This is a genomic window from Streptomyces sp. NPDC006655 (assembly GCF_040703965.1).
Lineage (GTDB): Bacteria > Actinomycetota > Actinomycetes > Streptomycetales > Streptomycetaceae > Streptomyces.
In genome coordinates this window covers 1-26704 of the sequence record NZ_JBEYJU010000038.1, presented here as the reverse complement: position 1 = coordinate 26704, position 26704 = coordinate 1, and the positions used below count along the sequence as shown (strand labels likewise).

General features: G+C 69.4%; 31 protein-coding genes. 5 read left to right on the top strand and 26 right to left on the bottom strand.

What is annotated here, in order from left to right; all coding sequences use genetic code 11:
- Window positions 1–7 precede the first annotated feature (7 nt).
- From AB0958_RS22645 to AB0958_RS22630, 4 genes are all read right to left on the bottom strand, one after another.
- Window positions 8–1252: a ketosynthase chain-length factor gene (locus AB0958_RS22645; protein WP_366892265.1), complete on the bottom strand. Its 1245-nt coding sequence runs from the start codon at window positions 1250–1252 to the stop codon at window positions 8–10.
- On the bottom strand, window positions 1249–2517 hold the full coding sequence (locus AB0958_RS22640; protein ID WP_366892264.1) for a beta-ketoacyl-[acyl-carrier-protein] synthase family protein: 1269 nt from the start codon (window positions 2515–2517) through the stop codon (window positions 1249–1251). Before AB0958_RS22640 ends, AB0958_RS22645 begins: the two co-directional genes overlap by 4 nt.
- A complete protein-coding gene (locus tag AB0958_RS22635; RefSeq protein WP_366892263.1) occupies window positions 2514–2927 on the bottom strand; it encodes a cupin domain-containing protein in 414 nt (137 codons plus the stop codon). Before AB0958_RS22635 ends, AB0958_RS22640 begins: the two co-directional genes overlap by 4 nt.
- Before the next feature lie 67 nt (window positions 2928–2994).
- The gene (locus tag AB0958_RS22630; protein WP_366892262.1) at window positions 2995–4056 is read right to left on the bottom strand and encodes a SchA/CurD-like domain-containing protein; all 1062 of its coding nucleotides are present in this window, start codon (window positions 4054–4056) and stop codon (window positions 2995–2997) included.
- 212 nt (window positions 4057–4268) lie between these two features.
- Here AB0958_RS22630 and AB0958_RS22625 point away from each other — a divergent pair, with 212 nt between their 5' ends.
- Window positions 4269–5900, top strand: a complete 1632-nt coding sequence (locus tag AB0958_RS22625) for an FAD-dependent monooxygenase (protein ID WP_366892260.1) — start codon at window positions 4269–4271, stop codon at window positions 5898–5900.
- Window positions 5901–6143: 243 nt separating this feature from the next.
- On the opposite strand, the gene AB0958_RS22620 is transcribed toward AB0958_RS22625, so the two are convergent.
- Window positions 6144–6611: an RDD family protein gene (locus AB0958_RS22620; protein ID WP_358970265.1), complete on the bottom strand. Its 468-nt coding sequence runs from the start codon at window positions 6609–6611 to the stop codon at window positions 6144–6146.
- A 211-nt stretch (window positions 6612–6822) separates the two neighbouring features.
- On the opposite strand from AB0958_RS22620, the gene glnA reads away from it, so the two are divergent.
- Window positions 6823–8232 (top strand): type I glutamate--ammonia ligase, encoded by a 1410-nt coding sequence (gene glnA / locus AB0958_RS22615; RefSeq protein ID WP_132886378.1) that lies wholly within the window; start codon window positions 6823–6825, stop codon window positions 8230–8232.
- 156 nt (window positions 8233–8388) lie between these two features.
- Here the strand turns inward: glnA and AB0958_RS22610 are convergent, their stop codons facing one another.
- From AB0958_RS22610 to AB0958_RS22590, 5 genes are all read right to left on the bottom strand, one after another.
- Window positions 8389–9648 (bottom strand): site-specific integrase, encoded by a 1260-nt coding sequence (locus AB0958_RS22610; RefSeq protein WP_366892259.1) that lies wholly within the window; start codon window positions 9646–9648, stop codon window positions 8389–8391.
- 79 nt (window positions 9649–9727) lie between these two features.
- The gene (locus AB0958_RS22605; protein ID WP_366892258.1) at window positions 9728–9973 is read right to left on the bottom strand and encodes a helix-turn-helix domain-containing protein; all 246 of its coding nucleotides are present in this window, start codon (window positions 9971–9973) and stop codon (window positions 9728–9730) included.
- Between the two features lie 475 nt (window positions 9974–10448).
- On the bottom strand, window positions 10449–11924 hold the full coding sequence (locus AB0958_RS22600; RefSeq protein ID WP_366892257.1) for an ATP-binding protein: 1476 nt from the start codon (window positions 11922–11924) through the stop codon (window positions 10449–10451).
- 2 nt (window positions 11925–11926) lie between these two features.
- The gene (locus AB0958_RS22595) at window positions 11927–12775 is read right to left on the bottom strand and encodes a bifunctional DNA primase/polymerase (protein WP_366892256.1); all 849 of its coding nucleotides are present in this window, start codon (window positions 12773–12775) and stop codon (window positions 11927–11929) included.
- Window positions 12772–14001, bottom strand: coding sequence for a DNA cytosine methyltransferase (locus AB0958_RS22590; RefSeq protein ID WP_366892255.1), 1230 nt, complete (start codon window positions 13999–14001; stop codon window positions 12772–12774). The genes AB0958_RS22595 and AB0958_RS22590 overlap by 4 nt, the downstream gene beginning before the upstream one ends.
- A 148-nt stretch (window positions 14002–14149) precedes the next feature.
- Between AB0958_RS22590 and AB0958_RS22585 the strand changes: the two genes are divergently transcribed.
- Window positions 14150–14800: a hypothetical protein gene (locus AB0958_RS22585; protein ID WP_366892254.1), complete on the top strand. Its 651-nt coding sequence runs from the start codon at window positions 14150–14152 to the stop codon at window positions 14798–14800.
- 50 nt (window positions 14801–14850) lie between these two features.
- On the opposite strand, the gene AB0958_RS22580 is transcribed toward AB0958_RS22585, so the two are convergent.
- From AB0958_RS22580 to AB0958_RS22520, 13 genes are all read right to left on the bottom strand, one after another.
- A complete protein-coding gene (locus tag AB0958_RS22580) occupies window positions 14851–15144 on the bottom strand; it encodes a hypothetical protein (RefSeq protein ID WP_366892253.1) in 294 nt (97 codons plus the stop codon).
- Window positions 15141–15341 (bottom strand): hypothetical protein, encoded by a 201-nt coding sequence (locus AB0958_RS22575; protein ID WP_366892252.1) that lies wholly within the window; start codon window positions 15339–15341, stop codon window positions 15141–15143. The genes AB0958_RS22580 and AB0958_RS22575 overlap by 4 nt, the downstream gene beginning before the upstream one ends.
- A gap of 11 nt (window positions 15342–15352) precedes the next feature.
- Window positions 15353–15541: a hypothetical protein gene (locus AB0958_RS22570; RefSeq protein ID WP_366892251.1), complete on the bottom strand. Its 189-nt coding sequence runs from the start codon at window positions 15539–15541 to the stop codon at window positions 15353–15355.
- Window positions 15532–15804: a hypothetical protein gene (locus AB0958_RS22565; protein WP_366892250.1), complete on the bottom strand. Its 273-nt coding sequence runs from the start codon at window positions 15802–15804 to the stop codon at window positions 15532–15534. The genes AB0958_RS22570 and AB0958_RS22565 overlap by 10 nt, the downstream gene beginning before the upstream one ends.
- A gap of 150 nt (window positions 15805–15954) precedes the next feature.
- Window positions 15955–18036, bottom strand: a complete 2082-nt coding sequence (locus tag AB0958_RS22560) for a cell division protein FtsK (RefSeq protein WP_366892249.1) — start codon at window positions 18034–18036, stop codon at window positions 15955–15957.
- Window positions 18037–18127: 91 nt separating this feature from the next.
- Window positions 18128–18337 (bottom strand): DUF6257 family protein, encoded by a 210-nt coding sequence (locus AB0958_RS22555; protein ID WP_366892248.1) that lies wholly within the window; start codon window positions 18335–18337, stop codon window positions 18128–18130.
- 88 nt (window positions 18338–18425) lie between these two features.
- Complete coding sequence (locus AB0958_RS22550; protein WP_366892247.1) at window positions 18426–18806, bottom strand: DUF6251 family protein; 381 nt, start codon at window positions 18804–18806, stop codon at window positions 18426–18428.
- Entirely contained in the window at window positions 18790–19182 is a 393-nt protein-coding gene (locus tag AB0958_RS22545) for an RRQRL motif-containing zinc-binding protein (protein ID WP_366892246.1), read from the bottom strand. The genes AB0958_RS22550 and AB0958_RS22545 overlap by 17 nt, the downstream gene beginning before the upstream one ends.
- A complete protein-coding gene (locus tag AB0958_RS22540; RefSeq protein WP_366892245.1) occupies window positions 19182–20048 on the bottom strand; it encodes a protein spdB in 867 nt (288 codons plus the stop codon). Before AB0958_RS22540 ends, AB0958_RS22545 begins: the two co-directional genes overlap by 1 nt.
- Entirely contained in the window at window positions 20045–20398 is a 354-nt protein-coding gene (locus AB0958_RS22535) for a hypothetical protein (protein ID WP_366892244.1), read from the bottom strand. The genes AB0958_RS22540 and AB0958_RS22535 overlap by 4 nt, the downstream gene beginning before the upstream one ends.
- Window positions 20395–20640, bottom strand: a complete 246-nt coding sequence (locus AB0958_RS22530) for a DUF6284 family protein (protein WP_366892243.1) — start codon at window positions 20638–20640, stop codon at window positions 20395–20397. Before AB0958_RS22530 ends, AB0958_RS22535 begins: the two co-directional genes overlap by 4 nt.
- A gap of 210 nt (window positions 20641–20850) precedes the next feature.
- Window positions 20851–21042 (bottom strand): hypothetical protein, encoded by a 192-nt coding sequence (locus AB0958_RS22525; protein WP_366892242.1) that lies wholly within the window; start codon window positions 21040–21042, stop codon window positions 20851–20853.
- Between the two features lie 100 nt (window positions 21043–21142).
- Window positions 21143–21310, bottom strand: coding sequence for a hypothetical protein (locus AB0958_RS22520; RefSeq protein WP_366892241.1), 168 nt, complete (start codon window positions 21308–21310; stop codon window positions 21143–21145).
- Between the two features lie 824 nt (window positions 21311–22134).
- On the opposite strand from AB0958_RS22520, the gene AB0958_RS22515 reads away from it, so the two are divergent.
- Entirely contained in the window at window positions 22135–22530 is a 396-nt protein-coding gene (locus tag AB0958_RS22515) for a winged helix-turn-helix domain-containing protein (RefSeq protein WP_366892240.1), read from the top strand.
- Window positions 22531–22746: 216 nt separating this feature from the next.
- Here AB0958_RS22515 and AB0958_RS22510 read toward each other — a convergent pair whose 3' ends face one another.
- The 3 genes from AB0958_RS22510 to AB0958_RS22500 form a co-directional block, all read right to left on the bottom strand.
- Complete coding sequence (locus AB0958_RS22510) at window positions 22747–23310, bottom strand: flavoprotein (RefSeq protein ID WP_366892239.1); 564 nt, start codon at window positions 23308–23310, stop codon at window positions 22747–22749.
- A complete protein-coding gene (locus AB0958_RS22505; RefSeq protein ID WP_366892238.1) occupies window positions 23307–24542 on the bottom strand; it encodes a helix-turn-helix transcriptional regulator in 1236 nt (411 codons plus the stop codon). Before AB0958_RS22505 ends, AB0958_RS22510 begins: the two co-directional genes overlap by 4 nt.
- Before the next feature lie 225 nt (window positions 24543–24767).
- Complete coding sequence (locus tag AB0958_RS22500; protein WP_366892237.1) at window positions 24768–25934, bottom strand: hypothetical protein; 1167 nt, start codon at window positions 25932–25934, stop codon at window positions 24768–24770.
- A 441-nt stretch (window positions 25935–26375) separates the two neighbouring features.
- On the opposite strand from AB0958_RS22500, the gene AB0958_RS22495 reads away from it, so the two are divergent.
- Window positions 26376–26633, top strand: a complete 258-nt coding sequence (locus tag AB0958_RS22495) for a hypothetical protein (RefSeq protein ID WP_366892236.1) — start codon at window positions 26376–26378, stop codon at window positions 26631–26633.
- Window positions 26634–26704 lie beyond the last annotated feature (71 nt).

Genomic DNA, 26704 nt, shown 5'->3' with positions numbered 1-26704 from the left:
GTGCACGTCACCCGGATGCGCCGTGGCGCAGCACGAGTGCCGAGTTCGACCCCATGAGTCCCCGGCTGAGGACCAGCGCCGTGCGGGGGGCCGCGGCGCGGGCGCTGCCGGTCACGAGGTCGAGGTCGTGGCAGACGTCGACGACGCCCGGGGTCGGCGGGATCAGCCCGTGTTCCATGGCGAGCACCGCGGCGGCGGTGTCGAGGACGGGGGCCGCGCAGTAGCCGCGGCCGATCCCGGTCTTCGGCGCGGTGACCGGCACGCGGGTGCCGTGCGCGCCGAGGGCGTCGGTGATGGCCAGCGCCTCCGCCCGGTCGGCCGCCGGTACGCCGAGGGCGTCGGCGAAGACCACGTCGACCTCCTCGGGTGCGCAGCCGGCCTCGGCGAGGGCGCCGCGGATCGCCTGGGCGAGCCCCTCCCTGGACTCGGCCCAGCGGGAGGCGCCGGTGAAGGTCGACGCGTGTCCGTCGAGGGTGGCCCGCACCGGCAGTCCGCGCCGGCGGGCCGAGCCGGTGTCCTCGATGACGAGCATGGCGCCGCCCTCGGCCGGCACGAACCCGCAGGCCTGTTCGGTGAACGGGCGGTAGGCGCGGGCCGGGTCGGTCTCCCGGCTGAGCTCCTCGTAGCCGAGCTGGCAGACCACCGAGTACGGAGCTATCGGCGCCTCGGTGGAACCGGCCACGATGACGTCCGTACCGCGCCGCACCGCGCGCGCGGCGTGCGCCAGGGCGTCGAGGCCGCCGGCCTCGTCGGCGGCGACCACCGAGCAGGGTCCCTTGAAGCCGCGCCGGATGGAGATCTGGCCGGTGCTGGCGGCGTAGAACCAGGCGATGGACTGGTAGGGGCCGACGAACCGGCTGCCCTTGCCCCACAGCTGCTGGAGCTCGCGCTGGCCGAACTCGCCGCCGCCGGAGCCGGCCGCGGTGACCACGCCGACGTCGAAGGGCGTGCCCTCGGTGTCGGCGCGGCCCAGGCGGGCGTCCTCCAGGGCGAGGTCGGCCGCGGCCATCGCGAAGTGGGTGAAGCGGTCGGTCTGGACGATGAGGCGTTCCTCGACGGCGGCCGCCGGGTCGAAGTCGCGGACCTCTCCGGCGACCTTCATGGGCAGGTGCTCGCAGCCGTCGCGGGTCACCTTGTCGAGGACGGTGCGTCCCTCCTGGACGGATTTCCAGAAGGCGTCGGTGCTGGTTCCGTTGGGCGCGACGACACCGATGCCGGTGACCGCCGCCCGCCGAGGACGTGATCCGCTCATGGTGTCCTTCCTCTCGGCCGGGTCAGGATCACCGCGGACTGGAAGCCGCCGAACCCGCTGCCCACGGACAGGACGCCGCCCAGGCGGCGTTCGCGGGCGACCCGCGGCACGTAGTCGAGGTCGCACTCGGGATCGGGGGTCTCGTAGTTCGCGGTGGGCGGGACGACCTGGTGGGCCAGGGCGAGCACACAGGCGACGACCTCGATCGCGCCGATGGCGCCGAGCGAGTGGCCCACCATGGATTTGATGGAGCTCATGGGCGTGCTGTACGCGTGCTGTCCGAGCGCCTTCTTCACGGCGGCGGTCTCGTGGCGGTCGTTCTGCCGGGTGCCGGAGCCGTGCGCGTTGACGTAGTCGATGGCGGTGGGGTCGAGGCGGGCGTGGTCGAGGGCGGTCTCGATGGCGCGGGCCATCTCCAGGCCCTCGCTGGTGAGACCGGTCATGTGGTAGGCGTTGCCGAAGGTGGCGTAGCCGTCGAGCCGGCAGTAGATGTGCGCGCCGCGGGCCTTGGCGTGCTCCTCCTCCTCCAGGACGAGCACCGCGCCGCCCTCCCCCATGACGAACCCGTCGCGGCGGTTGTCGAAGGGCCGGGAGGCGTGCTCGGGGTCGTCGTTGTTCGGGGAGGTGGCCTTGATCGCGTCGAAGCAGGCCATGGTGATCGGGGAGATCGGGGAGTCCGAGGCACCGGCGATGCAGATGTCGGCGCGGCCTTCCTGGACGGTGTGGAAGGCGTAGCCGACGGCGTCCAGGCCCGAGGTGCAGCCGGTGGAGACGGTCTGCACCGGACCCTGGGCGCCGAAACGTTCCGCCACGGCGGAGGCCAGGGTGCTCGGGGAGAACGCCCGGTGCAGCTGGGGCTGGGCCTGCCGGTGGTCCACGTCCCAGTGCCGGCCCGCCTCGCTCACCAGGACGTAGTCGTGCTCCAGACGGGTGGTGCCGCCGACGGCCGTACCCAGGGAGACCCCGATCCGCCAGGGGTCCTCCCGGCCCAGGTCGAGACCGGAGTCCCGGACCGCCTCGTCACCGGCTACCAGGGCGAACTGTATGTACCGGTCCGCCCGCTCGACGTCCTCGGCGTCCAGGCCGTGCGCCGCTGGGTCGAAGTCGCACTCGGCGGCGATCCGCGATCTGAGGCCGGAGGGGTCGAAGAAGGTGATGCCGCGCGTCGCGGTCCGGCCGGCGGCGAGCAAGTCCCAGAACGCCGGTACGCCCACACCCCCCGGAGCCACGATGCCTATGCCCGTAACCGCCACGCGCCGGGTCACGACCGGACCTGCCCCACGGCGACGGCTTCCGTCTCCTCGGTGTCGACGTGGCCCAGGGCCGGGCGCGGGGCCAGCGGACCGAGGTGGAAGACGATCCTCGCCTCGACGTTGCCGACGTTGCGGAAGCGGTGCTTCATGTTGATCGGGATCATCAGACCCTGCTCGGGACGCAGCGGGTGCGGCTCGCCGTCCAGGTCGACCTCCAGGTCGCCGCAGACGACGTACACGAACTCCTCGGAGTACGGGTGGTAGTGCTCGGCGATGCGCTCGCCCGGCTGCACGATGGCCACACCCATGAAACCGCTGGTGGAACCGCAGGTGGCGGGGGTGAGCATGGCGCGCAGGTCGCCACCGCGCTTGGTGTTGGGCTCGACCTCGCTGAGGTCCACGATCTTCGGAATGGGCTTCATCACGTACTCCTCCGTGACTGTGATGCCGTGGATGTGTCGCCGCGGTCTGATGCGACGGTGATGGGGGTCAGGCGGCCGACGAGCGGCGGTCGGTGATCAGCCGCATCCGTACCGCGTCGCCGTCCAGCAGGGCGGCCAGCGCGGGGGCGGGCGTGGTGTCGGGGGCCGCGCCGGAACGGTGCTCGACCAGTCGTACGACGACGTCGTCGCGCTGGAAGATCGTGCTGTGCAGCACCGGGCTCGCCGGGTCCTCGGACGTGGCCTCGTCCTGCTGCGCGAGCAGCTCCGCGAGACGCATCCCGCAGCCCGGCCGGGCCGGGTAGTACAGCGCGTGCCGCTCGCCCTCGGCCGGCTGGTCGGCGGTGACGTGGTGGACGGCCGGCAGCGCCGCCCGGGTGAAGAAGACCCGTGCGGACTCCTGGTCGTTGAGGTCGCGCTCCTGCTCCAGGTAGGGGTTGATGGCCTCCTCGACGGCCCGCACCTCGGGCTGCCGGGCGACGTGGCGCAGGGCGGCCATCAGGTCGCCGCGCACCTCGATGGCCCGCACCACCCGGTTGCCGTGCATGAACAGGGAGGTGCGGCACAGCCGGGTGGAGTCGTCGACCTTGGCCTCGGGCGAGGCGTAGTCCGCGAGGATCCTCGCGACCTCGGCCTCGCTGCCCGGCCGGACCGTGAAGGTGAGCGCGTGGCGGATCACGCCGTCGCCCATCCGCGGGTCGGCCTGCAGCACCCGCACGGCGTCCGCGGCCGGCCCGCCGGTCTCGCGGACCACGTGGAAGCGCAGCGAACGGGTGTCGCGGACGCAGTTGTGCAGCGGCTTCACCATCTCCACGTGCTCCTCGCTGTTCACCCAGGCGAGGAACGGCGGGGCGCTCTCCCACTCGCTGGTGATCAGCCACTGCGAGGGGTTCTCGATGGACTGGCAGAGCTGGTCGCTGACGTGTCCGGGAACCTGTGCGACCTGGTTGCACAGCTGCTCGTAGGCCTTCAGGAACTGCTGCTGTGCGCCGTCGTTGACGTCCACCAGCAGGACGACCCGGAGCCGGGAGCCGTCGAAGACGGACTGGGAGACCCGTCTCGACGCCGGGCGGGTCAGCTGTTCCGAAACCTGTTCCGAGATCGTCGTCATGCTTCGCACATCTCCTTCGCTGGGGCAGCGGCCTGCGCCTTCGCCGATGACGCGGCGTCAGCGCTTCTCGATCCTGTGCCGGTCCTGAGACGCGCGCGACTCGCGTGAACCAGGTGGGTGATTGAGCGCGCCGAACCCCTCCCGAAGGGGCCCGGACGGGGCATGGAAGTTCCATCGCACCTGACGCGCAACATCCGCCCCTGGAGTGCCCGATGCACCAGAAAACCGATCACCAGGTCCCCGTCCTCGTGGTGGGCGGCTCCCTCGTGGGCCTGTCCATGTCGCTGTTCCTGGGCCGTCTAGGCGTACGCCACCTGCTCGTCGAACGGCACTCCGGCACCTCGATCCATCCACGCGGCCGGGGCAACAACGTGCGGACGATGGAGCTGTTCCGGAAGGCCGGCATCGAGCCCGACATCAGGGCGGCGGCCTCGCTCCTCGCGGACAACCACGGCATCCTCCAGGCCCCGACGCTGGTCGGCGACGCCGGCGACTGGCTGTTCAAGGAGATCGACCCGGGCGGCGGACTCGCCAGGTTCAGCCCGACCGGCTGGTGCCTGTGCAGCCAGAACGACCTGGAGCCGGTACTGCGCCGGGCGGCGGAATCACTCACCGGCGAACTGCGCTACTTCCATGAGTTGGAGTCCTTCGAACAGGACCCCGAAGGAGTGACGGCCTACGTCCACGACCGTGACTCCGACCGGATGTACACCGTCCGCGCCGACTACCTGGTCGCCGCCGACGGCCCGCGCAGCCCGGTCCGCGGCCGCCTCGGCATCGGCCAGACGGGACCCGGCGACCTGTTCGCGAACGTCAGCATCACCTTCCGCTCCAAGCTGCTCGCCGACACCGTCGGGGACCGCCGCTTCATCTGCTGCTACCTCACCGACCCGGAGGCCGACGGCGCCCTGCTGCCCGTCGACAACAAGGAACGCTGGGTCTTCCACGCCCCGTGGCACCCCGAACGCGGCGAGACCCTCGACGAGTTCACCGAGGATCGCCTCACCCGGCACATCCGCCGCGCGGTCGGTGTCCCCGACCTCGACGTCGAGATCACCGGCCGGGCGTCCTGGCGGGCGGCCGAACGGGTCGCGGAACGCTACGCGGACCGGCGGGTCCTGCTCGCCGGCGACTCCGCGCACGAGATGTCCCCGACCGGCGCGTTCGGCTCCAACACCGGCATCCAGGACGCCCACAACCTGGCCTGGAAGCTGACGGCCGTCCTGGACGGCTGGGCCGGCCCCGGGCTCCTGGACTCGTACGACGCCGAGCGCCGCCCGGTGGCCCTGGCCACCAGCGCCCGCGCCTCCGCCCGCTCGGTGGAGCACAGCCACCCCGGTTTCGCACCGGCCCCGGGGATCGGCGCCAACGGGCGCGGTGGCATCCTCAACGTCGTCCTCGGCTACCGGTACCCGAAGGGGGCGGTCGTCGGGGCCGACCCGGAGCAGCCGCTCGTACCCGATGGGATGAACCTGACCGGGCAGCCGGGCAGCCGCGCCCCGCACCTGTGGCTGCGCCAGGCGGGCGAACGCATCTCCACGCTCGACCTGTACGAGCGCTCCATGGTGCTGCTCAGCGGCCCGGACACGCCCTGGCACCGGGCGGCCCGCCGCATCGCGGAGACGGAGCGGGTACGACTGGACGCGTACGGCATCGGCACCGGCGGCGATCTCGTCCCGGACGCGCCGGGCACCGACTGGGCGAGGGCCCACGGCACCACGGCGGACGGGGCGGTGCTGGTCCGGCCGGACGGGTTCGTGGCGTGGCGGTCGGAGGGCCCCGCGCGGGGCGACGCGGAAGCGGAGCTGCGGGAGGTCCTGAGGAGGGTGCTGCGCACCCGGTGACCTGCGGGGGTGCCCGGTGTCGGGATCGGGCGGGGGGTTCACTCACCGGCGCTCGCCGGGTGCCGCCCGCGCCCACCCGTGCCACCCTGCGGCGCGCCTGCCCGCGGCTGCGACGGACGAGCGGCTGTGCGGCGCCCCTTCAGTGGCGCTGGGGGTGCCCCCGGCCGAAGGCTGGGGAAGGAACTGCGCGACCAGCCCCCACGGCGCCGCACCCACGCACCCACATGCGGACCTCGGCCGCACCTACATGCGGACCTCCACGGTCTTCGCCAGCCGGTCGTGCAACCCCCTGCCGTCCCTGTCCCACACCAGCGCCGGGATCGCGAGGCACAGCAGGACCGTGCGGGCCAGGGCGCGCAGCGGCTGCACCCGCCCCGTCTCGACCCCGACCACCCGCAGTCCGAACAGCCGCTTGCCCGGCGTGAAGCCCACCGTGCCGACGGTGAGGACGCCCAGGACGAGGAAGACGAGCAGCGCCCAGTTGCTGGTGGCCGGACTGTAGCCCTTGGTGATCAGGCCGTATGCGATCAGGACGCACAGCCCCCAGTCCACGAGCAGCGCGCCGAGCCGCCTACCGGGGCGGGCGACGGAGCCCGGCCCGTGCTCCGGCAGACCCAGCTGCTCACCCCGGTACCCGAACTCCGCGCCCGCCTCTTCCAGGGCCGCGCGGGGTCCGGAGAGCCACGATCCGACTGCTTGCCTGTTGTCCACCCGTCAACGGTACTGCCCGGACGTCCGCCGGGGTCCCGGCGGGGTGCCCAGGGGCTACGGTGGAACGAGCCCGGTTAACTTCAGCGAAACAAACGGGTCACGCCCGAGAAACCACCCGTCCCTAGGGTCGAGGTCAGCGTGTGCCACCGCACTGGCCGCACGAACGAACTACCACCCCGGCACGGGAACGGCCGGGAGTAGGAGGAGCTGGATGTTCCAGAACGCCGACGAGGCCAAGAAGTTCATCGCGGACGAGGACGTCAAGTTCATCGACGTCCGTTTCTGCGACCTGCCGGGCGTCATGCAGCACTTCACGCTGCCCGTCGAGGCGTTCGACCCGGACGAGGAGCTCGCCTTCGACGGATCGTCGATCCGTGGTTTCCAGGCGATCCACGAGTCCGACATGGCGCTGCGCGCGGACCTGTCGACCGCCCGGGTGGACTCCTTCCGCCGCGACAAGACGCTCAACATCAACTTCTTCATCCACGACCCGATCACCGGCGAGCAGTACTCCCGTGACCCGCGCAACGTGGCGAAGAAGGCCGAGGCCTACCTCGCGTCGACCGGGATCGCGGACACCGCGTACTTCGGCCCCGAGGCCGAGTTCTACGTCTTCGACAGCGTCCGTTTCGCCACGTCGGCGAACGAGAGCTTCTACCACATCGACTCCGAGGCCGGCGCCTGGAACACCGGCGCCCTCGAGGACAACCGTGGGTACAAGGTCCGCTACAAGGGCGGCTACTTCCCGGTCCCGCCGGTCGACCACTTCGCCGACCTGCGCGCCGAGATCTCCCTGGAGCTGGCCAAGTCCGGCCTCCAGGTCGAGCGCCAGCACCACGAGGTGGGCACCGCCGGCCAGGCGGAGATCAACTACAAGTTCAACACGCTGCTCGCCGCCGCGGACGACCTCCAGCTCTTCAAGTACATCGTGAAGAACGTGGCCTGGCGCAACGGCAAGACCGCGACCTTCATGCCGAAGCCGATCTTCGGCGACAACGGCTCGGGCATGCACGTGCACCAGTCGCTGTGGTCGGGCGGCGCCCCGCTCTTCTACGACGAGGCCGGTTACGCGGGCCTGTCGGACACCGCCCGCTACTACATCGGCGGCATCCTCAAGCACGCCCCCTCCCTCCTCGCGTTCACCAACCCGACGGTGAACTCGTACCACCGTCTGGTGCCGGGCTTCGAGGCCCCGATCAACCTGGTGTACTCGCAGCGCAACCGCTCCGCCGCGATGCGCATCCCGATCACCGGCTCGAACCCGAAGGCCAAGCGCGTCGAGTTCCGCGCCCCCGACTCCTCCGGCAACCCGTACCTCGCCTTCTCGGCCCTGCTGCTCGCGGGCCTGGACGGCATCAAGAACAAGATCGAGCCGGCCGAGCCGATCGACAAGGACCTCTACGAGCTGGCTCCCGAGGAGCACGCGAACGTCGCCCAGGTCCCGACCTCCCTCCCGGCCGTCCTCGACTCCCTGGAGCGCGACCACGAGTTCCTGCTCGCCGGTGACGTCTTCACGCCCGACCTGATCGAGACGTGGATCGACTTCAAGCGCACCAACGAGATCGCCCCGCTTCAGCTGCGTCCGCACCCGCACGAGTTCGAGCTGTACTTCGACGTGTGATATCGCCCCAGGTCAGAGCGGGTAACCGCTCCCCTGGGCCGTGTGTGGGCCGTCGGCCGTGCTCTTCCTCCTCTGGAGGGGCACGGCCGACGGCCTGTTTCGGGGCCCGGCACCACGGGCCGTGGCGAGAGCTTCCGACCGCGCCGGCCACTCAGGTCAGTGCAGCGGCTTCGCCGGCGCCGTGTCCGCACCCTGTACGCCGAATGCAGCGTCGATGGCCTTCCGCGCTCGGTCCTGGCTGTTCGGCATGAGGTGCGTGTACGTCCGGAGCGTGAATCCCGGGTCGGAGTGACCGAGGTACTCGGCCAAGGCCTTGATGTTCTCCCCCGAGTCCAGCAAGACCGACGCGTAGTAGTGCCGCAACGCGTGCATACCGTGTTCACGCGACTGCTTGAACCGCTCCCCCGGAGCCCGTTCCGGAATGACACCGGCAGCGATCAGAGCAGGTTTCCACAGGTACATGTTGAAGTAGTTCCTGTTCAGCGCCTTGCGTTCCCGCGAGTAGAACAGCAATTTCGCTGTGACGGGCGGCCCGTCCGGAGTCTTCCATGGCAGGGTGACGTCGATAGGGGGTCGGCTGGTGATGTGGGAGGCAAGCGCATCCGACACCACGTCGGGTAGCGGCACGTCTCGTAGCTTGCCGCCCTTGGGCGGGGCGAACACCATATGCGGGCCGATCAACTTGACCTGTCGCACGACGTGGACCACTCCCCCGACGAAGTCGACTTCATCGACGGCAAGTCCGAAGATCTCGCCCTGCCGTAGGCCGCACCCGGCAGCGACGTCGACGGCCGTCGCGTACTGCCTCGGGAGTCCATCCCGGACGGCGACCACCCGGTCACGCGTCCACGGTTTGATCTTCCGCCGATCCAGCTTGGGAGCTCGCACGGAGCCGGCACGGCAGGGGTTGCGAGCCAGAATGCCGTCATCCACGGCGGCCCCGAACACGGCGGAGACGTTCGCGAAGATCGTCCGCTGATACGACGCTGCCATCCCGGAGTCTGCGAGGGCCCGTGCCCAGGTGCGGATATGGGCCGGTTGGAACGCGCTCAGGGAGCGAGAACCGATGTAGGGGAAGGCATGCAGCCGGAACCTCAGCTCCATGTTCACGATGGTGGAAGGGTCCGTGGTCTGGGATGCCAGCCACTGAGTGGCGAACTCCCTGAACGTCTCCTTACCGGCGGACGGGTCGACGTACTGGCCTCGGGTCATGTCAGCCGCGATCTGCGTCAGCCACGCTTCCGCGAGTCGCTTCTGTTTGTCCGGGAAGGACTTGCTGCGTTCGCTCCCGTCCGGGGCGACGTAGCGGGCCCGGTAGCGCAAGCCTGTCCCGTATCGGTCGGTCTTTGTCCTGAGCGTCTTGCCGTTGGATGCCGTCTCGGTCTTGTACCAACGGTCTTGGATGTGGCCAGCCATACGGCAGCGGTCCTCTCTCGACATGCAGCAGGGAGAGCCGTGCGTGGCTCTCCCTGCTGTCTCTGGCGGGGCTGTTCGGTTAGGCGCTGCTGCGGTCAGCGTCTTTGCGGCTGGTGACGTATGTGCGCACGTCGGCGGGGTCGTACCGGATGTATTTGCCTATGCGGAAGCCGGGCGGGCCGATGCGCTTCCTGCGCCACTGGTAGACGGTCTCTTTGGGCACCTCGAAGATCTCGGCGATGTCGTCGGCGGTGAGGTACCGGTCCGGGAGACCACCCCGGAGGATGGCGCGGGGGTCGTTTCGGCCGGGGGCGGGCGCGCTCACTCAGTCCTCCTTGAGCTGGAACGTCTCTGAATGGAGTTGGTCTCGGTCCTTGTCGAGGGCCCGTGTCTGTCCGAGGCACGGATTTCTGCGTCATCGCGTCACGCACGTCATTTGGGGCTCTGACCTGTGCTTATGAGGTGACGCGAGCAGTGCGGGGCGTGTCACAGGTCGGCGCGAGGCTCTGTCACGCGTGACACGGATGACGTGGGGTGACGCAGGTTTTGGCCGTCTGCGTCATCGCTGTTGATGCTGGTCAGGGATGGGATTCGCGTGGCTGGTGACGTGGGTGACGCAGCGTCTCCTCTCTTAGGAAAGAACCGGGGTGGTGTATGTGGTGGTGCGCGGCTCAGAACGTGAAGAAGGAGCCGCTGCGCGGCACGACCTGTGCAACGGCGGCACGCCGCCGGAACAGCAAGAGGAGCACCCGGTGCTTGGGTGCTCCTCTTGCTTGTTCAGTGCGGCGCGGTGGCGCGGGTCAGAATGCCGCTTGCTGCTGGCTTGGGGGCGTGAGCGGGGGGCGGCTCATTTCGATGTAGCGGGCGGTGCGGGTGCGTCCCCAGTCGATGAGGACGCCGCGGGCGGCGAGGGTGGGTTGTAGCCGCTTGAGGCGGTCGGAGAGGACCTTGCCGGTGGTGGGCCAGCCCTTGGGCAGGGGACGGCATTCCTCGCCGCTGTAGAGGGTGGTGAGGCAGTGCAGCCATTCCGAGGACGTCATTCGGACTTCCGCGTCCGGGTCGAGGCCGGCGGCGTGCTGCAGAACCGTCTGAGCCAGCAAGTCTCCTTCAATGACGTCGTCGTTGAGGTCGTCAAGGCTGGCCCGGTAGGCGGCCAGCGCGCCGAAGCCGGTAGCGGCGTCGAGCTGCGCACACAGGTGAGCGAAGTCGGCCATCCGCAGGTCGGTGGGGGTCTCCGCCGCGGCGGCCCGCACCTTCACGGTCAGGTCGAGAAGGGAGCCGAGGACGACGGGGAGGATCTCCGCGTACTCGGCCCACAGTTCCGCCTCAGTGCGCCGTACTCGGGGCCGTACGAGACGCAGCGGGAGGAGCCGTTCGGCGAGGTCCGGGCGGATGACGCCGACGTCGATTCCGGTCAGGAGCATGGGGCGCCGGTAGCGGGAGCGGACGACGTCGCCGTCGGTGAAGAGCGCGCGTTTGATGCTCTCGGCTCCCGTGACGATGCAGCACATGAGGTCGGACAGGTCCGGGGGCAGGTGGGAGAGGTTGTCCAGGGCGGTGACCCATCCGGCGGCCACAGCCGTAATCATGTTCTCTTCGTCTTTGGGTGCCCGGCGCAAGTCGCCGCTCATCCCTTCGATGATCCGCACCAGCATCCGGCCACCGGTGGACTTGCCCGCGCCCTGGGGGCCGGTGAGGAACGGGGCCGGGACGGGGACGGACGGTTCAAGGCAGCCGATGAGCCAGGCGAGGGCGAGGCACTCGGTTTCGGCACTGGCGAAGTTGCAGAGCCGGAGCAGCAGATCGATGCCCTTGCCGTCGGTGTCCCGGGCGGGCAGCGGGAGTTCCCCGGTGAGCTGGGTGCGGCGCCAGCAGACCTCCTGCGGGTCGGGGGTGCGAATGTCCCAGCCGGTAGAGTGGATGCGCACGGACTTCCCGTCGACGCGGCCGAGGTCGAGCCAGGTCGCCCCGTCGAACCCCGGGGCGACGCGGATGTGGGTGGGCTGTACGTCCTCGGTCAGGGCGAGTGCTTCGATCAAGTCGAGTGCCTCCTTGAGTGCCGTGCCGTTGAACACGCCGACCCCGTCCTTGAAGAGTCCGACCATGAGTTCCTGGCGGTGGCTGCCGGTGGTGCCCTGGGAGCGGATCGGGCGGGCAACGGGGTGGCCGTTCTTCTGCGCGTAAACGGTGCCGTCGATGGTGCGGAAGTACCGAAAGTGCGCTTGTGCGTAGTCGGTGATGATCTGGCGGGCCGGGGTCTTGTCGTCCTCGGACATGGCTACATCCCCAGTGCGGTGCGGGCGTTGGTCCACGCGTCGGTGCAGTGCCGGGCCGTTTCACCCTTGGCCTGCGCGGCGGTGAACAGCCGCGTGACATGGGCGTCGGTGAGGCAGCCGCACCGGCCGTGCGTCGACAGCACCGCGAGGAACGTCCGGTACACGGTCGCGTGAACCGCGCTTCGCGCCTCGGTGATCCGCTGCACGCCCATGGTGATCCCACGATCGAGATAGGCGGGCGTGCGGTGCGGGCACTCGCCCCCGTTGCCCCTCAGAGACACTGCGGCGCCGTGTGGCGCCCTGCGGGCCGCGGGCGGTTCCTTTGCTACCAGAGCGCGCACAGCGTCCGGGAGAGGCACCGTGGCGCCCGCGCCGTTTCCCAGCCAACGGGCGTACTGCATAAGCGACTTGATGTCCACGCCGGGCCGTACGGCATTCGATGACGGCATGGTGCCCTGGTAGATCCAATGTTCGCCGCGGGTGGTGGTCACGGTCCGGGTGGCGGGCAGGGTGGTGCGGGCCCACTGGACGGCGGCGGGGTCGTCCAGGTCGACCACGGTCACGCCGGCGCCGCCGGGGTGGTAGGCGACCGTCGCCGCATGCCGCCACGCCGACGCCCACGCGGGGGAGGTGATGACGTGCGGATCGGTGGTGGCCGCGGCCCACCCGTGGCACGGCTGCGGGCAGGTGCAGGGGCCGGGGGTCTTCATGTTCGGCCGGCCGCCGCATGCGTTGTGGGCGCAGGTCGGGCAGTTCCCGAACGGCAGCTTCCCCCGGCGCAGGGGCAGTACGGGGACACCGTCCGCGGCGAGGTGCAGCGCGGTGTGAAGCGGGGTGAGGGCGGTGGTCACGCGGCCACCTCCAGACCGCTGGTCGTCAAGCGGCTGAGGGCGGCGCCGACGAGGAGGCCGTAGGCGTGGTGGGCCTGCTGCCAGACCACGCCGTTGCCCAGGATCTTGAGCTGTTCGGTACGGGGGATGCCGGGGACGGCGGTGACCCAGCCGGCGGGCAGGCCCATCATCCACTCGACGAACAGTGGAGCCAGGCGACGGTTGCCGCGGGTGCCGGGTTCGGTGGGCAGGGGCGCCGGACGTCCCAGGACCCGTTCCCATCGACGGATCGCCGCCTCGTACTTGCCCCACTCCTGATCGAGCCGTTCGGGCTGCCAGGACCGGGGCGCCTCGCTCCAGGTGCGCAGCTCCCGGGGGAGGATGCCGCCGGAGATCTCGATCGCCTGCTCCAGCGAAGGCGCCGAACGGGAGTGCCAGCCGACGGCGGCGCGCCGGCTGGTCCGGTCGGCGGCGGCGCGCGGGGTCGGCAGCAGGTTCACGACGAACTCGTTGAGCGGGCGCGCGTTCCTGTCGAGCAGGTTCGATGCCCCCGACTTCCAGTCCCGCGCTGCCGGGGTCGGCAGGAGGCTCAGTCGGTGGGTGGGGGCAGTTTCGTGACGGCGGTGCGCAGGTTCATCCCGCCCTTGCGGTTCGGCGATGTTCCGGGGCCGCCAGTGCCGTCCGAGGTGGTCGGGGTCGGCATCAGCGGGATGGGCAACTGCGAACCAGCGATCCCGCGGGTGCGGGGCGCCGACTTCGGGGTCACCAGCTCGTAGACATGTCCACCGCGCGTCATACCCGAGCGCGGCCAGGTCTGCGGCGACGACGTCCAGGCCCCGCCCCCGTGAGCGGATCGCCGCCACATTTTCCAGGAAGACGTAGCGCGGTCGAAGGACGCCCACAGCCTGAGCGACGTTTTTCCAGACCCGGGACCACTGCCCATTGATTCCGTCCTTTCGTCCAGCGTTGGAGATGTTGCGGCAGGGAAAACCGGCGGCGACCACGTTCGGCCGGTACAGCTCCCGGACCGTGTGCCAGTCCACGGCGGTGATGTCCCCGAGGTTGGGCGCCTGGGGGTGGTGCGCGGCGAACACGGCCGCGGCGTAGGGGTCGTTCTCCGCGTACGCGGCGACCTGGCCGCCGATGCCCGCGCGGATCGCGGTTTCGAGTCCGCCGTAGCCGGCGCACAGGGCGACGATCGTCGGCGGCCCGCCAAGGGCTCGCCGAATGTCGGTCGGATCGGTCATGCTGAGTGTCTCCAGTCCTGTTGAGGGTGCTGGTGGACAAGGAGCGGCTCCGGATTCATTGGCGTGAGGTCGGGGCCGCTCTTGGCGTCGTTAGAGGTGGGCGTTCGGCGCGCACCGGGGGTGTTCCGGCAGCCATCAGGAGGTTTTCGTGATCCCGCGCATCGACGTGAAGGTCGACCCGTCGTTCCCGGAGGGCGTGCCTATGTGCATGCCTGAGGAGGACGAGATCAGCGAGGAGGGATACGGCTTCTTCCGGGGCGTGTGGGACATCAGCGGTGTCACCCACGAAGAGGCCCGCGCGATCGTGGAAGAGGAGCGAGGCTTGGCTCACCTGGTGGACCAAGTGAGCGCGGACCCCGAGGAGTTCGAAGACGTCGCCCGCGCGGTGGAGAGAGGCGATCCCGACTGCCTGCCGGACGGCTTCGAGGACCGCCACCCCGGCAGCGAGATCCTGGAAATCGTCGGAGACGGCGACCGCGAGGAAGGCGTCCTGGACGGCCTGGAAATCGGGGTGGCGGGGCTATCCTTCGCCCTCTCCTCCATCGGGTGCTTTCCAGCGGCAAGCTGCCGAAGCCATGCCTCGGGGCGTTCGTGGTCCGATAGGCCGGTCGTCTACTTCGCGGCCGAACGCCTCACCGTCCACTGGCTGACACCCATGGTCCGCGACAGCGGCTGCGGCTTCGGCAACGGCAGCGACCGCGGCGCCCTGCTGTTCGTGGAAGCGCCGTCCATCACCAATCTCATGGATCTGGCCAACCAGATCCTCAACACGGTCGAAAGGCAGTCGTACAACCGCTGATCGAGGTTCGAACTCGGCAACCGAACGTTGTGAAGCCCCCCTTGGCACAGCTAGAACGGGGCCTCGTCGCTGTATCCGGCGGGGCCCCACGAGCGGGCGATGCCGTGGGGCAGCCAGCGGGGGCGGTGCGGCAGGGGCAGCAGCAGCCAACGGCGCTGCTCGTTCCAGCAGGGGCAGGGCTCCCAGTCGGTTCCGGCGTACTCACCGGTCTCGTGGTCGCCGTAGTCGTGTCCGATCCAGCCGTCTCCCTCGCAGTTGGAGCAGTCGGGGTCGGGGGTGTCGGTCAGGACCAGCGCGTAGCGGGGCCAGCGCGTGAACTTGATACGCAGGCGGGGCGGCTTCATGCGGATTCCATCCGGTCGGCCGGGGGTGTGGTCTGCGTCGGGCCGTCGGGGTGGTGGTCGGCGGTGAGGTAGAGGCGGGTGCGCATGCCGTCGCGGGTCGGGTACGTCCGGGGCGTGCCGGTCCGGAAGGCGGAGGTGAGCATCTGACTGATGCGGTCGGCGTCGCCGGGGTCGCAGATGACGCGGATCTCGAACACGGCCTTCCTGCCTACGGGTTGGGGATGGACTGGACGATGGCGGTGGTCATGTTGGTGATGGGCCCGGCGGCGCCGGTGGAGGCGAGGAAGAACCCGAACATGACGGCGATGAACGCGGCGCCGGGGGTGAGGCTGTTGCTGCGGAGCAGGAAAAACAGGACCAGTCCGAGCAGGAGGACGAGGGAGACGGTCACGGCCATTCGGAGAACTCCCGGTCGTTGAGGCGGCGAGGGTGGGTGCGGCGGGTGCCGTCGCGGTGGACGGTGCGGCCGGTGTTGAGCAGCCGCCGGCCGAGGCGCAGCCGGTAGCGGTGGCCGTGGCAGCGGCGGCACAGCTTGACCTTGCGGCGGGCCTGGCGGATGCCGGTCCCGGAGCACTTCCGGCACGGCGCGAACGGCCGGACCGCGCACAACACTGCGTAACCGGCCAGGGCGAGCAGGAGGGCGCAGCTAGCGAGAGCCACCAGGGCTCACATCCCTTCCAAGGGCGGTTTCAGGGTGTTTTCGCAGGTGGGCCGCTAGACGCTAGTTCGCTGATCAGCGGCCCTATGGGGTGCTAGTACGGGTGCTAGACCTAGCGGCCGGGGCTGCTAGGTCTAGCACCCGTGCTGGGGTCAGGCCGCGGCCCGATCGGCGTTACGGCGCGTAATCGCGACGGTGATGTCGGCGCGTTTGATGCCGCGCCGGTTGGCGCCTTCGCCGTCGTCGGTGGTGCCCCAGACCTGCCCCGGCTTGATGCCCCAGGGCTTGAGCGCGGCGGTGACGTTCTCGCCCTGCCATCCCGCGTAGGTCTCGGGGCGGGCGGCGGCGAGGCGGGCGGCGATCCGCTCGCACCACACGGCCTTCTCGTCATCGGCGATGACGTCGAGGGTGTCGGCGAGGATGTCGGAGCCGGTGCCGGTGGTCTCGGGGCCCTTGCCGATGGCGTGCCCGGTGACGTTGCCGTACTGCTCGCGCACGGTGCGGGCGCGGGCGACGATGTGTTCGGCGGCGACCGCGTCCACGAACGCGGATGCGACGATGCGGGGGTCGTCGCCCTCGCCGGCCATCCAGCAGATGCCCCGGTCGGAGCGGGAGAACATCGTGGCCCGGTAGCCGGACTTGTACATCGACGTCCCCAGCACCATGTCGTTGGCGGGCTGGCCCATGACCTTCAGACAGAACCGCAGCACGGCGTTCGCGCTGATCCCGGTCGGCAGCGACTTCGCGTCCGGTCGCTGCGTGCCGAACATGGCCACGATCCCGAGTGCGGGGCCGCGCTTGACCAGGTCGGTGCAGATGGCCTCGATCTCCTTGCCGTACTGCTCGTGCTCGAACGGCACCTGGCACTCGTCGAACCCGACCACGATCGGGTGCAGACCCAGCCGCTTGTCACCGGCCAGTTCGGGGGTGACCTTGGACTCGGGGCAGCGCGAGCGGGGCAGGGACTTGATGACCTTGGCCCGGCGGCGCAGTTCCTCTTTCAGCTCCCGGAGCGCCTGGACGACGTAGAGGATGTCGTCGTCCTCCTCGCCGGCGCGGTAGCGGTGGCAGACCGGTTCCAGCGCGCCGAAGTCACCGGTGCCCTTGAAGTCGAACGCGTGTAGTTCGGCCCGCGGGTCAAGGGCAGCGATGAGCAGCAGCAGCCGCATCAGGAACGTCTTGCCCATACGCGGGATCGAGCCGACCACGACCGAGGCGAACATGAGCGTCACGGACACGTCGCGCATGCGCTGGTCATTGCCGAACACGACCGGGCGGAACAGGTCGACCGTGCCCGACTTGGCCAGCGGCCACGCGGGCTTGGTCGTCTCGTTCATCGGCTTGTCGCCCACCCACAGCACCAACCGCCCTTCGTGCTGGTCGGGGTCCGGGGAGGGCCAGACGCAGCCGGTCTTGCGGCGCAGACCCGAGGCAAGGGGCTTGCGGGCCTCCATGATGTCCTCGGGCGTGACGCCGTAGGGAAGGTCCAGGTCGGCGCGGTAGCCGGGCCCGTCCCGCACGATCTCCGAGACGAACCGCAGCCCGTTCATGTCGCCGCCCTTCTTGATGGCGGCGGTCACCTTCGCGTTCCCGATCGAGTCGAGACCGCGCAGCACGATCGAGCCGGTGAGCTTCTGCACCTCGGTCTTAAGCACGGCCGGGCCGACGACGGGGGCGTCGGGCTGCTGTCCACCGATGCCGAGCAGCAGCACCCCGCCGGCCGCGAACGCGTACAGGAACGCGGGGGCCAGGACGTACAAGTAGAGGGCGAACCCGACACCGAACACGGCTGCGACCAGGGTGACCAGGCCGCGCAGCCGGATACGGCCCGCGCGCAGCCGGGCCAGGCGCATGTACTCCTCGACGTCCTCCGTGCGGACGGCGAACTCACGGAGCGGGGCGGCTTCGCGGTCCCACACCCACCGGTTGGTGGACGCGACGAACCGGCACGCTCCGCGGGGCGACATCAGGGCGAGTCGTCCGGCATACACCGGGATACGAACGCCGTGGTAGAGCGCGGCGTAGCCGACGTTCGCGCCGGTGTGACGGGCGGTGGCAAGGAAGTCACGCCGGTTGGTGAGCCATCCGGCAAGAACCGGCTTGCGCTTCTCGATGCGCACCTTCGGGTCCGGCAACGCCGGGTTGTCCACCGGCACGAGTGCGGGCGGCGCGTCGTCGTCGGGAACGGTGGCGGGCACGGGGCGCAGGTTGGGGCCCGTCGTGCTGTCCGTCATTCTGGGTACTCCCTGCTGCTCACAAGGTGGGTGGTGGGTGGCCCGGGGGCGGTCTGATTCCTTGGCCGGGACGACCGCCCCCGGGGCGTTGCTACTTGCGGTTCTTGCTGGTGTGGGCCTGTTCGGCGCGCTTGCGGGCCTGGTTCTCGATGCGCTCGACCTTGCGCTGAAGGTCGCGCTGGTCGACCCGGCCGCCGAACTGGCGGTCGTCGGCGAGTCCGCGCTTGGCCATCCGGGCGACCAGCAGGGCCAGGCGGGCCTTCTCGCCGGCGGTGAAGCGGAGCGTCTCGTTGCTGCTCACGACGGTGTCTCCCGTTCCGGGCCGGACTGTCCGGCTCCCCACGACCCCCGGCGGGGTGAGCCCCCGGGGATCGCAGGCAGCCGTCAGCTCAGCGCCGACCGCGGGTGCGGCGGACGGTGTCGGCGGCGCGCTTGCCGTCCGCTCCGCCCACCGATCGCACGACGGTGACCACACCCCACGCGCACACCGCGGCGAGCAGGGCGAGCAGGGCGAGGTTCGCGGCGATGGCGGTGAGCACCCCGACCAGCAGCGGGCCGAAGTAGACCCCGGCCGCGACCGCTCCGGCACCGACCCCGGAGCCGAGCGCGATGCGCTGCACCGTGCGGTCCGGCGGGGCCTGGTGCACGTGCTGGTGGATGACCTGCGGACCGCTGTAGGGCTGCTGCTGCGGGGCGGGCAGGTGGTCGGCGTAGGTGTAGGTGCCGTCCGGGAGTTGGACGACCCGGGGGATGTCAGGCAGCGATTCCATCGCGGGACCCTTCGGGGTAGGCGCACAGCACGCACATCCCGAGCGACGTCGGGAGACAGTAGCTGTAGGTGAGCTGGCACTTCGGGCAGGTGCGGCGGGCGAGCATCGCGAGCGCGAGGGCGCCCCACTTGCGGGAGGTCATCGGCCGCACCGGCAGCGCCCGATCAAGGCGGTAGAGGTAGGCGACCCGGGGCGTCCCGGCCCGGCGGTTCATGCGCATGACCTGCGCGGCTACCGGCTGACCGCCGGGACGCAGTCCGCGGGCCCGTAACTGCCGGCGGGTGGCGTACCCGTCCGGGGCCAGCTTCCACGGGTAGGTGGGCACGCCGTGCAGGGCGCCGGTCGGGTCGTAGCACTTGCCCCACGCGGCGGACATCAGGCCACCACGCGCTTCCACGCGGCCCGCAGCCGTACCTCACTGGCGGAGTGGCCGGCCGCGCGAAAGCGGGTGGCCATCTCCCGGTACGACAGTGCGGGATCTTCGCTCAGCCGGATCTCATCGACCAGCGCGTCGAGGGCGGCATCGGTGAGCGCGGGCGCCTGCTCCAGCGCCGCAACCGGCTCCGAGGGGCCCCACACCGGGAGTTCCCACGAGGGTGTGACGTCGGGTGTGACGCGGCTCGTCACGCTGGTCAGGGCCCGCCCGGTGCTCTCGCCCTTGCGGGCCGCTTCCAGCGTCGACCACGCCCCGGCAAGCGTCTCAGCGGTCTTGGCCTGGACGCGTGCGACGCGTGCACCGGCCTCGGTCACGGCCGTGAGCCGCGTCTCCTCGGTGGACGCTTCGGCCCGCAGTCGGGCGCGGGCCACGGCCGCGTCGTCGCGGGCTTCCTGCTGAATGCCCCGGATCTGATCCAGCGCGGCCGGGGTGAGCGCGGTCCGCTCCCACAGTCCGTGGACCAGCCACAGGGCTTTCGCGGCGATCGGCAGCCAGGCCACGGCCAGCCACGCCCCCGTTGCCCGGTCGGCGGTGAGCGCGTGGGTGACCAGGACCCCGGAGGCGAGCAGACCGAACGACCAGCCGACGGCGGTCACCGTGCGATTGTGGTCGCCCTGCGCGGCCAGGCGCCGCTCATAGGCGAGGGTGGCCAGCCAACCGCCGTCGATGCCCAGACCGACGACCAGGGCAACGGGCCACGGCACGGCCGTGCCCAGCCACATCACGACCACGGCCAGCGTGAGCACCATCGAGACGGCCGTCATCGCGACCGCCGGCAGCACGGTCCTGGTGGACTTGGCACTCATGCCGCGCCCCCTACCGCGGTCGTGTCGGCGGCCGGGGCGTCCGCGTAGGCGGTCAGCGCGACCTCTACGCCGCCGAAGGTGCCCTCAGCGCGCAGCACCCGCGTGCGGCCGTTGCCCTGGACACGGAAGATGACCGAGTCGGGGGCGATACCGAGCGCTTCGCGCCACACCTCGAACACCGCGAACGTGTCAGACGTCAGGTCCACGTCGTGCAGCGACAGCTCCAGCCGCGCCGCGTCGACCGGCGACAGGTGCACGAACGGGGCGGGCAGGTGGGAGTACTCGGCGGCGAGCAGCCGCAACGCCCGCAGCGCGGGCGTCATCTCCCCCAGGGTGCGGGCGTCCGTCATGCCACACCGCCCGCCGCGTCGGCCGTGCGGTTGACCAGGGCCACCCGGGCGGCCAGCGCGCGGCGGCGGGCCCGGCGGATCCGGCGCACGTCCACCTCGGTCGGGGTGCGGTCCAAGGTGATGATGTGGTCCGCCAGGATCAGCGGCATCTCGCGTTCGATCGCGTCCAGTTCCAGATCCGTCGGCTCGATCCAGTCGGCGAACGCAGTAACAGCGTCCTGAACAGTCACAATGGGGTCCATGGGTCGTGCGTCCTCCTAGTCAGGGGAACGGCCCTTCAGCGGCTCCCGGGAGGCACCCCGGGAGCCGCACGCCGTTGGGTGGAAGGCCGCACGCGAGCGGTGCGGCGGGCCGCGCGGTGGCGGCGGCGCCCCGGGCGGGATTCGATCCCGCGCCATCACGGCGGTGCCGGGGCTGGTGACCGGTACAGGACCGGCGGATGAGCTGACTGGTCAGCGGCGGCGGGCGTGTTCGGCGTCGAAGTCGGCCTTCGTGCAGCCCTGCGCCTGTGCATCGCGCGTCGCGCTGTCGGCGGCCCGAAGCGCACCGATGGCCTGCGTGCTGTTGAGCCCGTAGTCGTTGACGGCCTGAGCGGCGACCGTACCGGCGTCGACGGCACGGGCGGCGGCATGCTGCTTCTTCATGGCTTCCCCATCAGGTTGGCGGTGTGTGCGGTGCGTGCCCCGGGCCGGATTCGATCCGGCGCCCCTCACGGCTGGTCGCCGGGGCTGTAGAGGTGGTGGGTTACCGGGGCTGCTCGGTCAGATGGGCCGCGTCCTCGTAGGCCGTGCGGATCTCCTGCTGCTGCCAGGCCCGCTCAGCCGCGACCGGCGCAGGGTCCTGCCGACCGAGGTCGGCGGCCCACGCATCCGCGCTCGCCTCCAGGTGCCAGGCGGCCGGGTCCGTCGCCATCAGCACACCCCCTCGTACGCGGTGCCCGCGGCGGTGTGACCGGTCGGGTACGGGTGCGGGCGAGGGGGACGAACGGGAAGCGGCGGCTTGGTCTTCTCGTGCTCAGTACCGGCCATCAACGGCCGCCCCGCACAAGGGCGTTGTCTTCGCTGCGCTTGTTCGCTTCCGCGGCCTTGCGGGACAGTTCCGCCCGCTCCGCGTCTGTCAGACTGGTGATCACAGGTGCCTCCAACCAGGTGCCTGTCACGGCCTCCCGGGTCGCACCCCCGGGGGGCCGCTCTTGTGTGGTGGGGCCGTGAGATTCCGGCTCCCCCCGCCCCGCCCGGACGGACCTGCGCACCAGGTGCGCGCCGCACGGGCGGGAAGAGGCAACCGGCGCGGCGCTAGCCGCCGCGCAACGGTGGAAGGTGACCGGTCGTCCGCAGCACTTCGAGGTGCTCACGGACCGGGGATGGAACGGCGCCGCCGTACCGGTCGATCACGGCCGCGCCCATCGCTTTCGTCGACTCACTGCCACTCCTTCGGACCGCTGAACAGGGGAAACACACTGCAAGGGGGACCTTGTCCCCACACGCCGGCCGTTGCTCGCGGTCACCGGGCCACCTCGCCAGTCGGGCCGAAGCCCTGTCCCCTGGCCTTTAGCGGGATTGCAGCGTCCCCGCCCTGTGCATTCGTGCAGGTCAAGCAGTTGCTAAGCCAGCCCGATGAGGCCCTTCCGGGTCTCTCGTTCCGGCGCGAATCCAGATTGACCTAGGTCAATCTGGCTGTCAAGCGGGTCCGGCGAAGGATCAGGGATTGACCTAGGTCCGGCTACTCTCGATGCCATGGACCAGAGCCCCAAAGCGCCCAAGCAGACGCCCACGGCCAAGGAGATTGCGGCGCAGTTCCGCGAGAAGATCACGGGCCCCGACCGCGATTACGAGCCCGGCGATCGGCTGCCGGCCGCTCGCCAGCTCGCCAAGGCGCTTGGCGTGCAGCTCATGACTGTTCAGAGCGCGTTCGGTCAGCTCCGTGACGAGGGGTTGGTTCTCACGCAGCAGGGCCGCGGGACGTTCGTCCGCGATCCTGCTGTGCCCCTCGGCAGCGAGCCGGGCAGTAGCCCCGCATTCACTGCCTTGGCCACGGAACTCAGCACGATTCATGACGCCCTGCGCCAACTCGGCGAGCGACTTGATCGCCTTGAGCGGCTTGTGGGTAGCGAGACTCCACCATCGCCGTGAGTTCGTCCGCACGCCTCAGCAGTCGTTCGGCCTTGGCGCGGGCCTCGCTCAAACTCGTTCTGATTAAAGCGAGTTCGGCGGGAGTCATGCCTTCCAGCTCGCCGCTTTGCTCATTGATCCCTGACATGCCAATGAGGATGTGGCCCGGAACGACGGAGGACCCGGACAGACTGTCCGGGTCCCCTTTCCTTGCAGGTCAGGCGTATTGACGAATCGTCATCGAGTGGCCGCATCCACCGTGTCGAGCACTGTCGACCAGGGGAGTGGGCGCCCAGCCGGCGCCTCCCGAGGCTCGTACAGCGGCCACACGTCCGGGCCGTAGACGACATGCACGCCACCCGTCCGAAGGGTGTCGATGTGGTGCTGCCATGCCGGATGTCGAGCGTGCGCCGAATTCACCCGGGGGAAGACGACGACCGGCAGGCCTAGAGTGCCGATGGCCTCGCCCACCTGGGTAAGGGCCTGGTTGTCCATCAGGCCGGTCGCGAGCTTGGCGACCATGTTGGCCGACGCGGGAGCGACGACGTAGCAGTCAACCGGCGGGTGTGGTCGGTCCTCGCCGGGCAACCGCGGCTCATCGCGGACAGGCAGGCCGGTCAGCTTCTCCAGCCGCTCAGCCTCGCCATTGAGGCGCAACCACTGAGCCGCGGTCGGTGTGAGCGTGACGGCTACCTGCCAGCCGCGGTCAATGGCGGGCTCTACCAGACCTGTGCGCAGCACTTCTACGCCGCCGGCTGCCGATCCGACGACCCCGAGCACTCCGCGCTTGACTGAACTCACTGCACCGCCCTGCACCGCTGAGCCATGACGAACACTTCGGATGAACGCGATCCGCCGGTGACCGGAGACTGTTTGATCAGGTCCCGCAGCGTTTCGCGCACCCTGGGATTGTTGCGTACGAGCTGCGGAGACGTGCGCTCGGCCGTCCGAAGTTCCGTGAACGCCTCGTCACCCTGGCCGGCTAGGGACAGAGCGCGCGCGTAGTCGATTCGGTGCGAGACGCTGCGTTCCTGCGGCATGTGGTCGACGTTGATCTGTCCGTGCTCCACCACGTACGAAACGTTGTCGAGGTCAAGCTCAACGGAGAGGCGGTGAAGCAGCACGTTCGTAGGCCCAAAGCCGGTCTGCCAGTAGTTCTCATCCGACCCGAGATCGTCCGCGAGTTCTTTGGCCCTGTCGAGCAGGCTTGTCGCGGTGGGCCGGTCCTGGTGACGAGCAGCAGCCACGGCGGCGCGTAGGTGGATCATTCCGAGCAGGCTCAGCGCCGCCGGGTCGTTCTCCGTGACCCGAGACGACAGCCACGCGGCGGCCGTGTTGCCCAGCTCCAGCGCGTCGTCATACCGGCCGTTGGCCAGTAGGGCGTGTGTGCCGGAACGTGCCGCGGATGCCAGTACAAGGGGGTCGTCTGACTCATCAGCGGCCCGCATCGCACGCTCGGCAGCAAGCCACGAGATGTCGGACTCACCGATCTTCGCAAGCGTCGTCGCGGCAAGGTGGTGTGTGCGAGCCGACACAGCCCAGCAGTCACTTTGGTCGTCGCCGCGCCGGGCCGCTCGCTCCTCAAGTTCCTGAGCGGTTTGCAGCAGCGCCGGGAGAGCCGCGATGACGCTACCGAGGCGTCCACCCTGGTAGTCGTTCCACGCCTGCTCGACTCGTACGGCCGCGGGGGCTGGTGTCGGGAGCTGCGTCTCGGCCTCGGGACCGAACAGCAAGCGCGACAGCCGCCGCGGGCTCATGAGGGCGTCGCGTACGGCCGGAACGTCGTCCTGCTGTCTCTCGTCCTCCATGAGCACGGTCTGACCCAGCAGGTCCCCGAGAGGGACGCGCAGGATGCGCGACAACTCGGCAAGCATGTCGATACGCGGCGGCTTCCGGCGCCCCGTTTCGATCTTCGCCAGCCAATCGGTGCTCCGGCCGACCAGGCCGGCCAAGACCTCTTGCGTGTAGCCGCGACGCTTGCGGTAGAACGCGATCCGCTCGCCGATGCTGAGGTGATCTCCAAGACCACGCATTGCCTGCTGCCTCCTGCTGCTAGTGAGGGGCCGGTTTCACGGTACAGATCCCGTGTTGGGGCGGGTAGCGGGCCTTGACCTTGTTCATAACCCGCTTCAGGAGCATGACGTGCCCGAAACGGTAAAGCCCGGACAGTCTGTCCGGGCTTCCGGCCTCTTCCTTGGAGCGGCCAACACGCCGACGGCCTCTCCGTCGCGATGACAGGTACGAGGTGATGCCTTACGTTATTTCGAAGGCATCGCCTTTCCCAATACCTCCAGAATCCGCGACGATGAATCACTGTTAGGAGCAACTAGCGCGAGAACTGCCGCCACAATGAAGGTAATTCGAATACTGTCAGCAATCTTACCTTGATCGGAAACGGGCGGAACTATTGGAAGTATTATCGCGGCCGCAATAAAGAGTAAAACAGGCAGGAAGTGGCGCATGATCACCTTAACGCGCTCCTTTCTAACTGCATCCGGAGCGTTCTCTAGTAGCTTGCTCCTGTCGTTGGCCAGCAGCGCCTGAAGTCCATCGCGTAGCGATACTGCCACTCTCTCGAAATCTCCCGGGCCTGACGCGCACACGATGATGATTTTGTGTTGCCGCACCAGGTGCGCAACACGCAACGCCTCAAGTGCCGTCTGGGAGAAGACTTCCGGATGCGCCACCCCAAAGCGTTTGCGAAGAGTGAGATTATCTTGGCATATTCTGGCGAGGTCTTCCAGCGATGCCGTAACCCTGCGCGACACCGCACCCAAATACCACCCTCCCCTACTCCGGTACGCCAGTGCTGCACTCTGCAACATTGCATATGAAGCTGCCGCATAGATGGTATCTGTGCGGACTGCACGCCTCCTGACGGAGATACCAATCTGCACCACCACCAAGAGCCCCGTGGCAAACATAGACATAGGCACGACGGCAGCTCCGGCGACATATGGCGCCCATGAGGCCTTGGTGGCGGAATATGAAATCCCACTGAGCGGGTAGATCATATATGAAGAATAGTAGTAAGCCTTCTGAAGGAAAGCGCTTTGGTAGCGCGTTTCAAGCCGCCTCAGGCGTACACTCATAAGGAAGAGCGATAGGAATCCGAGCGCAACCCCAAACCCAATTCCACTGGGGTTCACTTCGCGACTTTCTCTCCGCATCCAAGCATAGGTTGCAATACCGAAGCCCGATGTGAAAGCTAGCACGATGGTCCAGTAAACCGGCGACCACAGGGTGGTGCGATAAATCCTTGCCGCCCGCGTCCGGGAGACGGTGCGTAGGACCTGCGTGCGCAAAAATTGCCGCTGCGCTGGGTCCATGTCTGGCAAATCTGCGACGTCATCCAGGGCATCTTCAACGATGATGCGCGATCGCTCAATTGCGCGCAGTCTACTCCCTGACCATCGGTTGGCCACCCTACGATCCATCCTAGTAGGCGATATTCACCGCCATGAAGTATCTACTAAACCTCGTCTCGAAACCGTGCGTTCGTGTAAATCTATGCGCAGCCGCCGTCGGGCCATGGGCCTTGCAGGGTGTGCTCGATGTCGGGACTCAGTCACGCCAGGAGGACACAACGGCTCCGCACCGGTTAAGCCGCAGTCAGCTTGTCGGAGTGGGGCCGTCCGTGGGCCGTACCGGGGAGACCAACAACGACCAGCGACGCCAGGCAACGACGCCGTCCGCACTGGTCAGAGCGACCGAGCCGTCAATCTGCGGAGGTGGCCGAGCCGGTTCATTACTTCTTCGACGTGTGATCGACGCCTCCCCGGCGGCCGGCGCCCCCGTCCCTGTTCCTCAGGGCGGGGGCGCCGTCGTATCGTGCGGGGGTACTGGCGTTCGAGACGGGGGACGGGATGGCGCAACAGGACGACGGGGAGCGCGAATTCGATCTTCGGTGGGCCGAGCAGGCGGAGCACAAGGAGCCGTCGGCGCGGGCCCGGATGCTGGCCGCCCGCTGGAAGGAGAACCCGCCGGACCCGGCGCCGTTCCGGGCCGATCCGGGGCCGGTGGCGCCACGGCGGTCGTCGTGGGTGTCGACGGCGATCGTCCTCGGCTGCGTGGCGGCGGTGATCGTCCTGCTCGGGTACATACAGACGCGTTCGCCGTACTAGAAGGTCGATGAAGATCTTGGTGAGGGGTTGTCCGGCCGTCAGGCCGGACAACCCCTGCGGTCATGCACCGG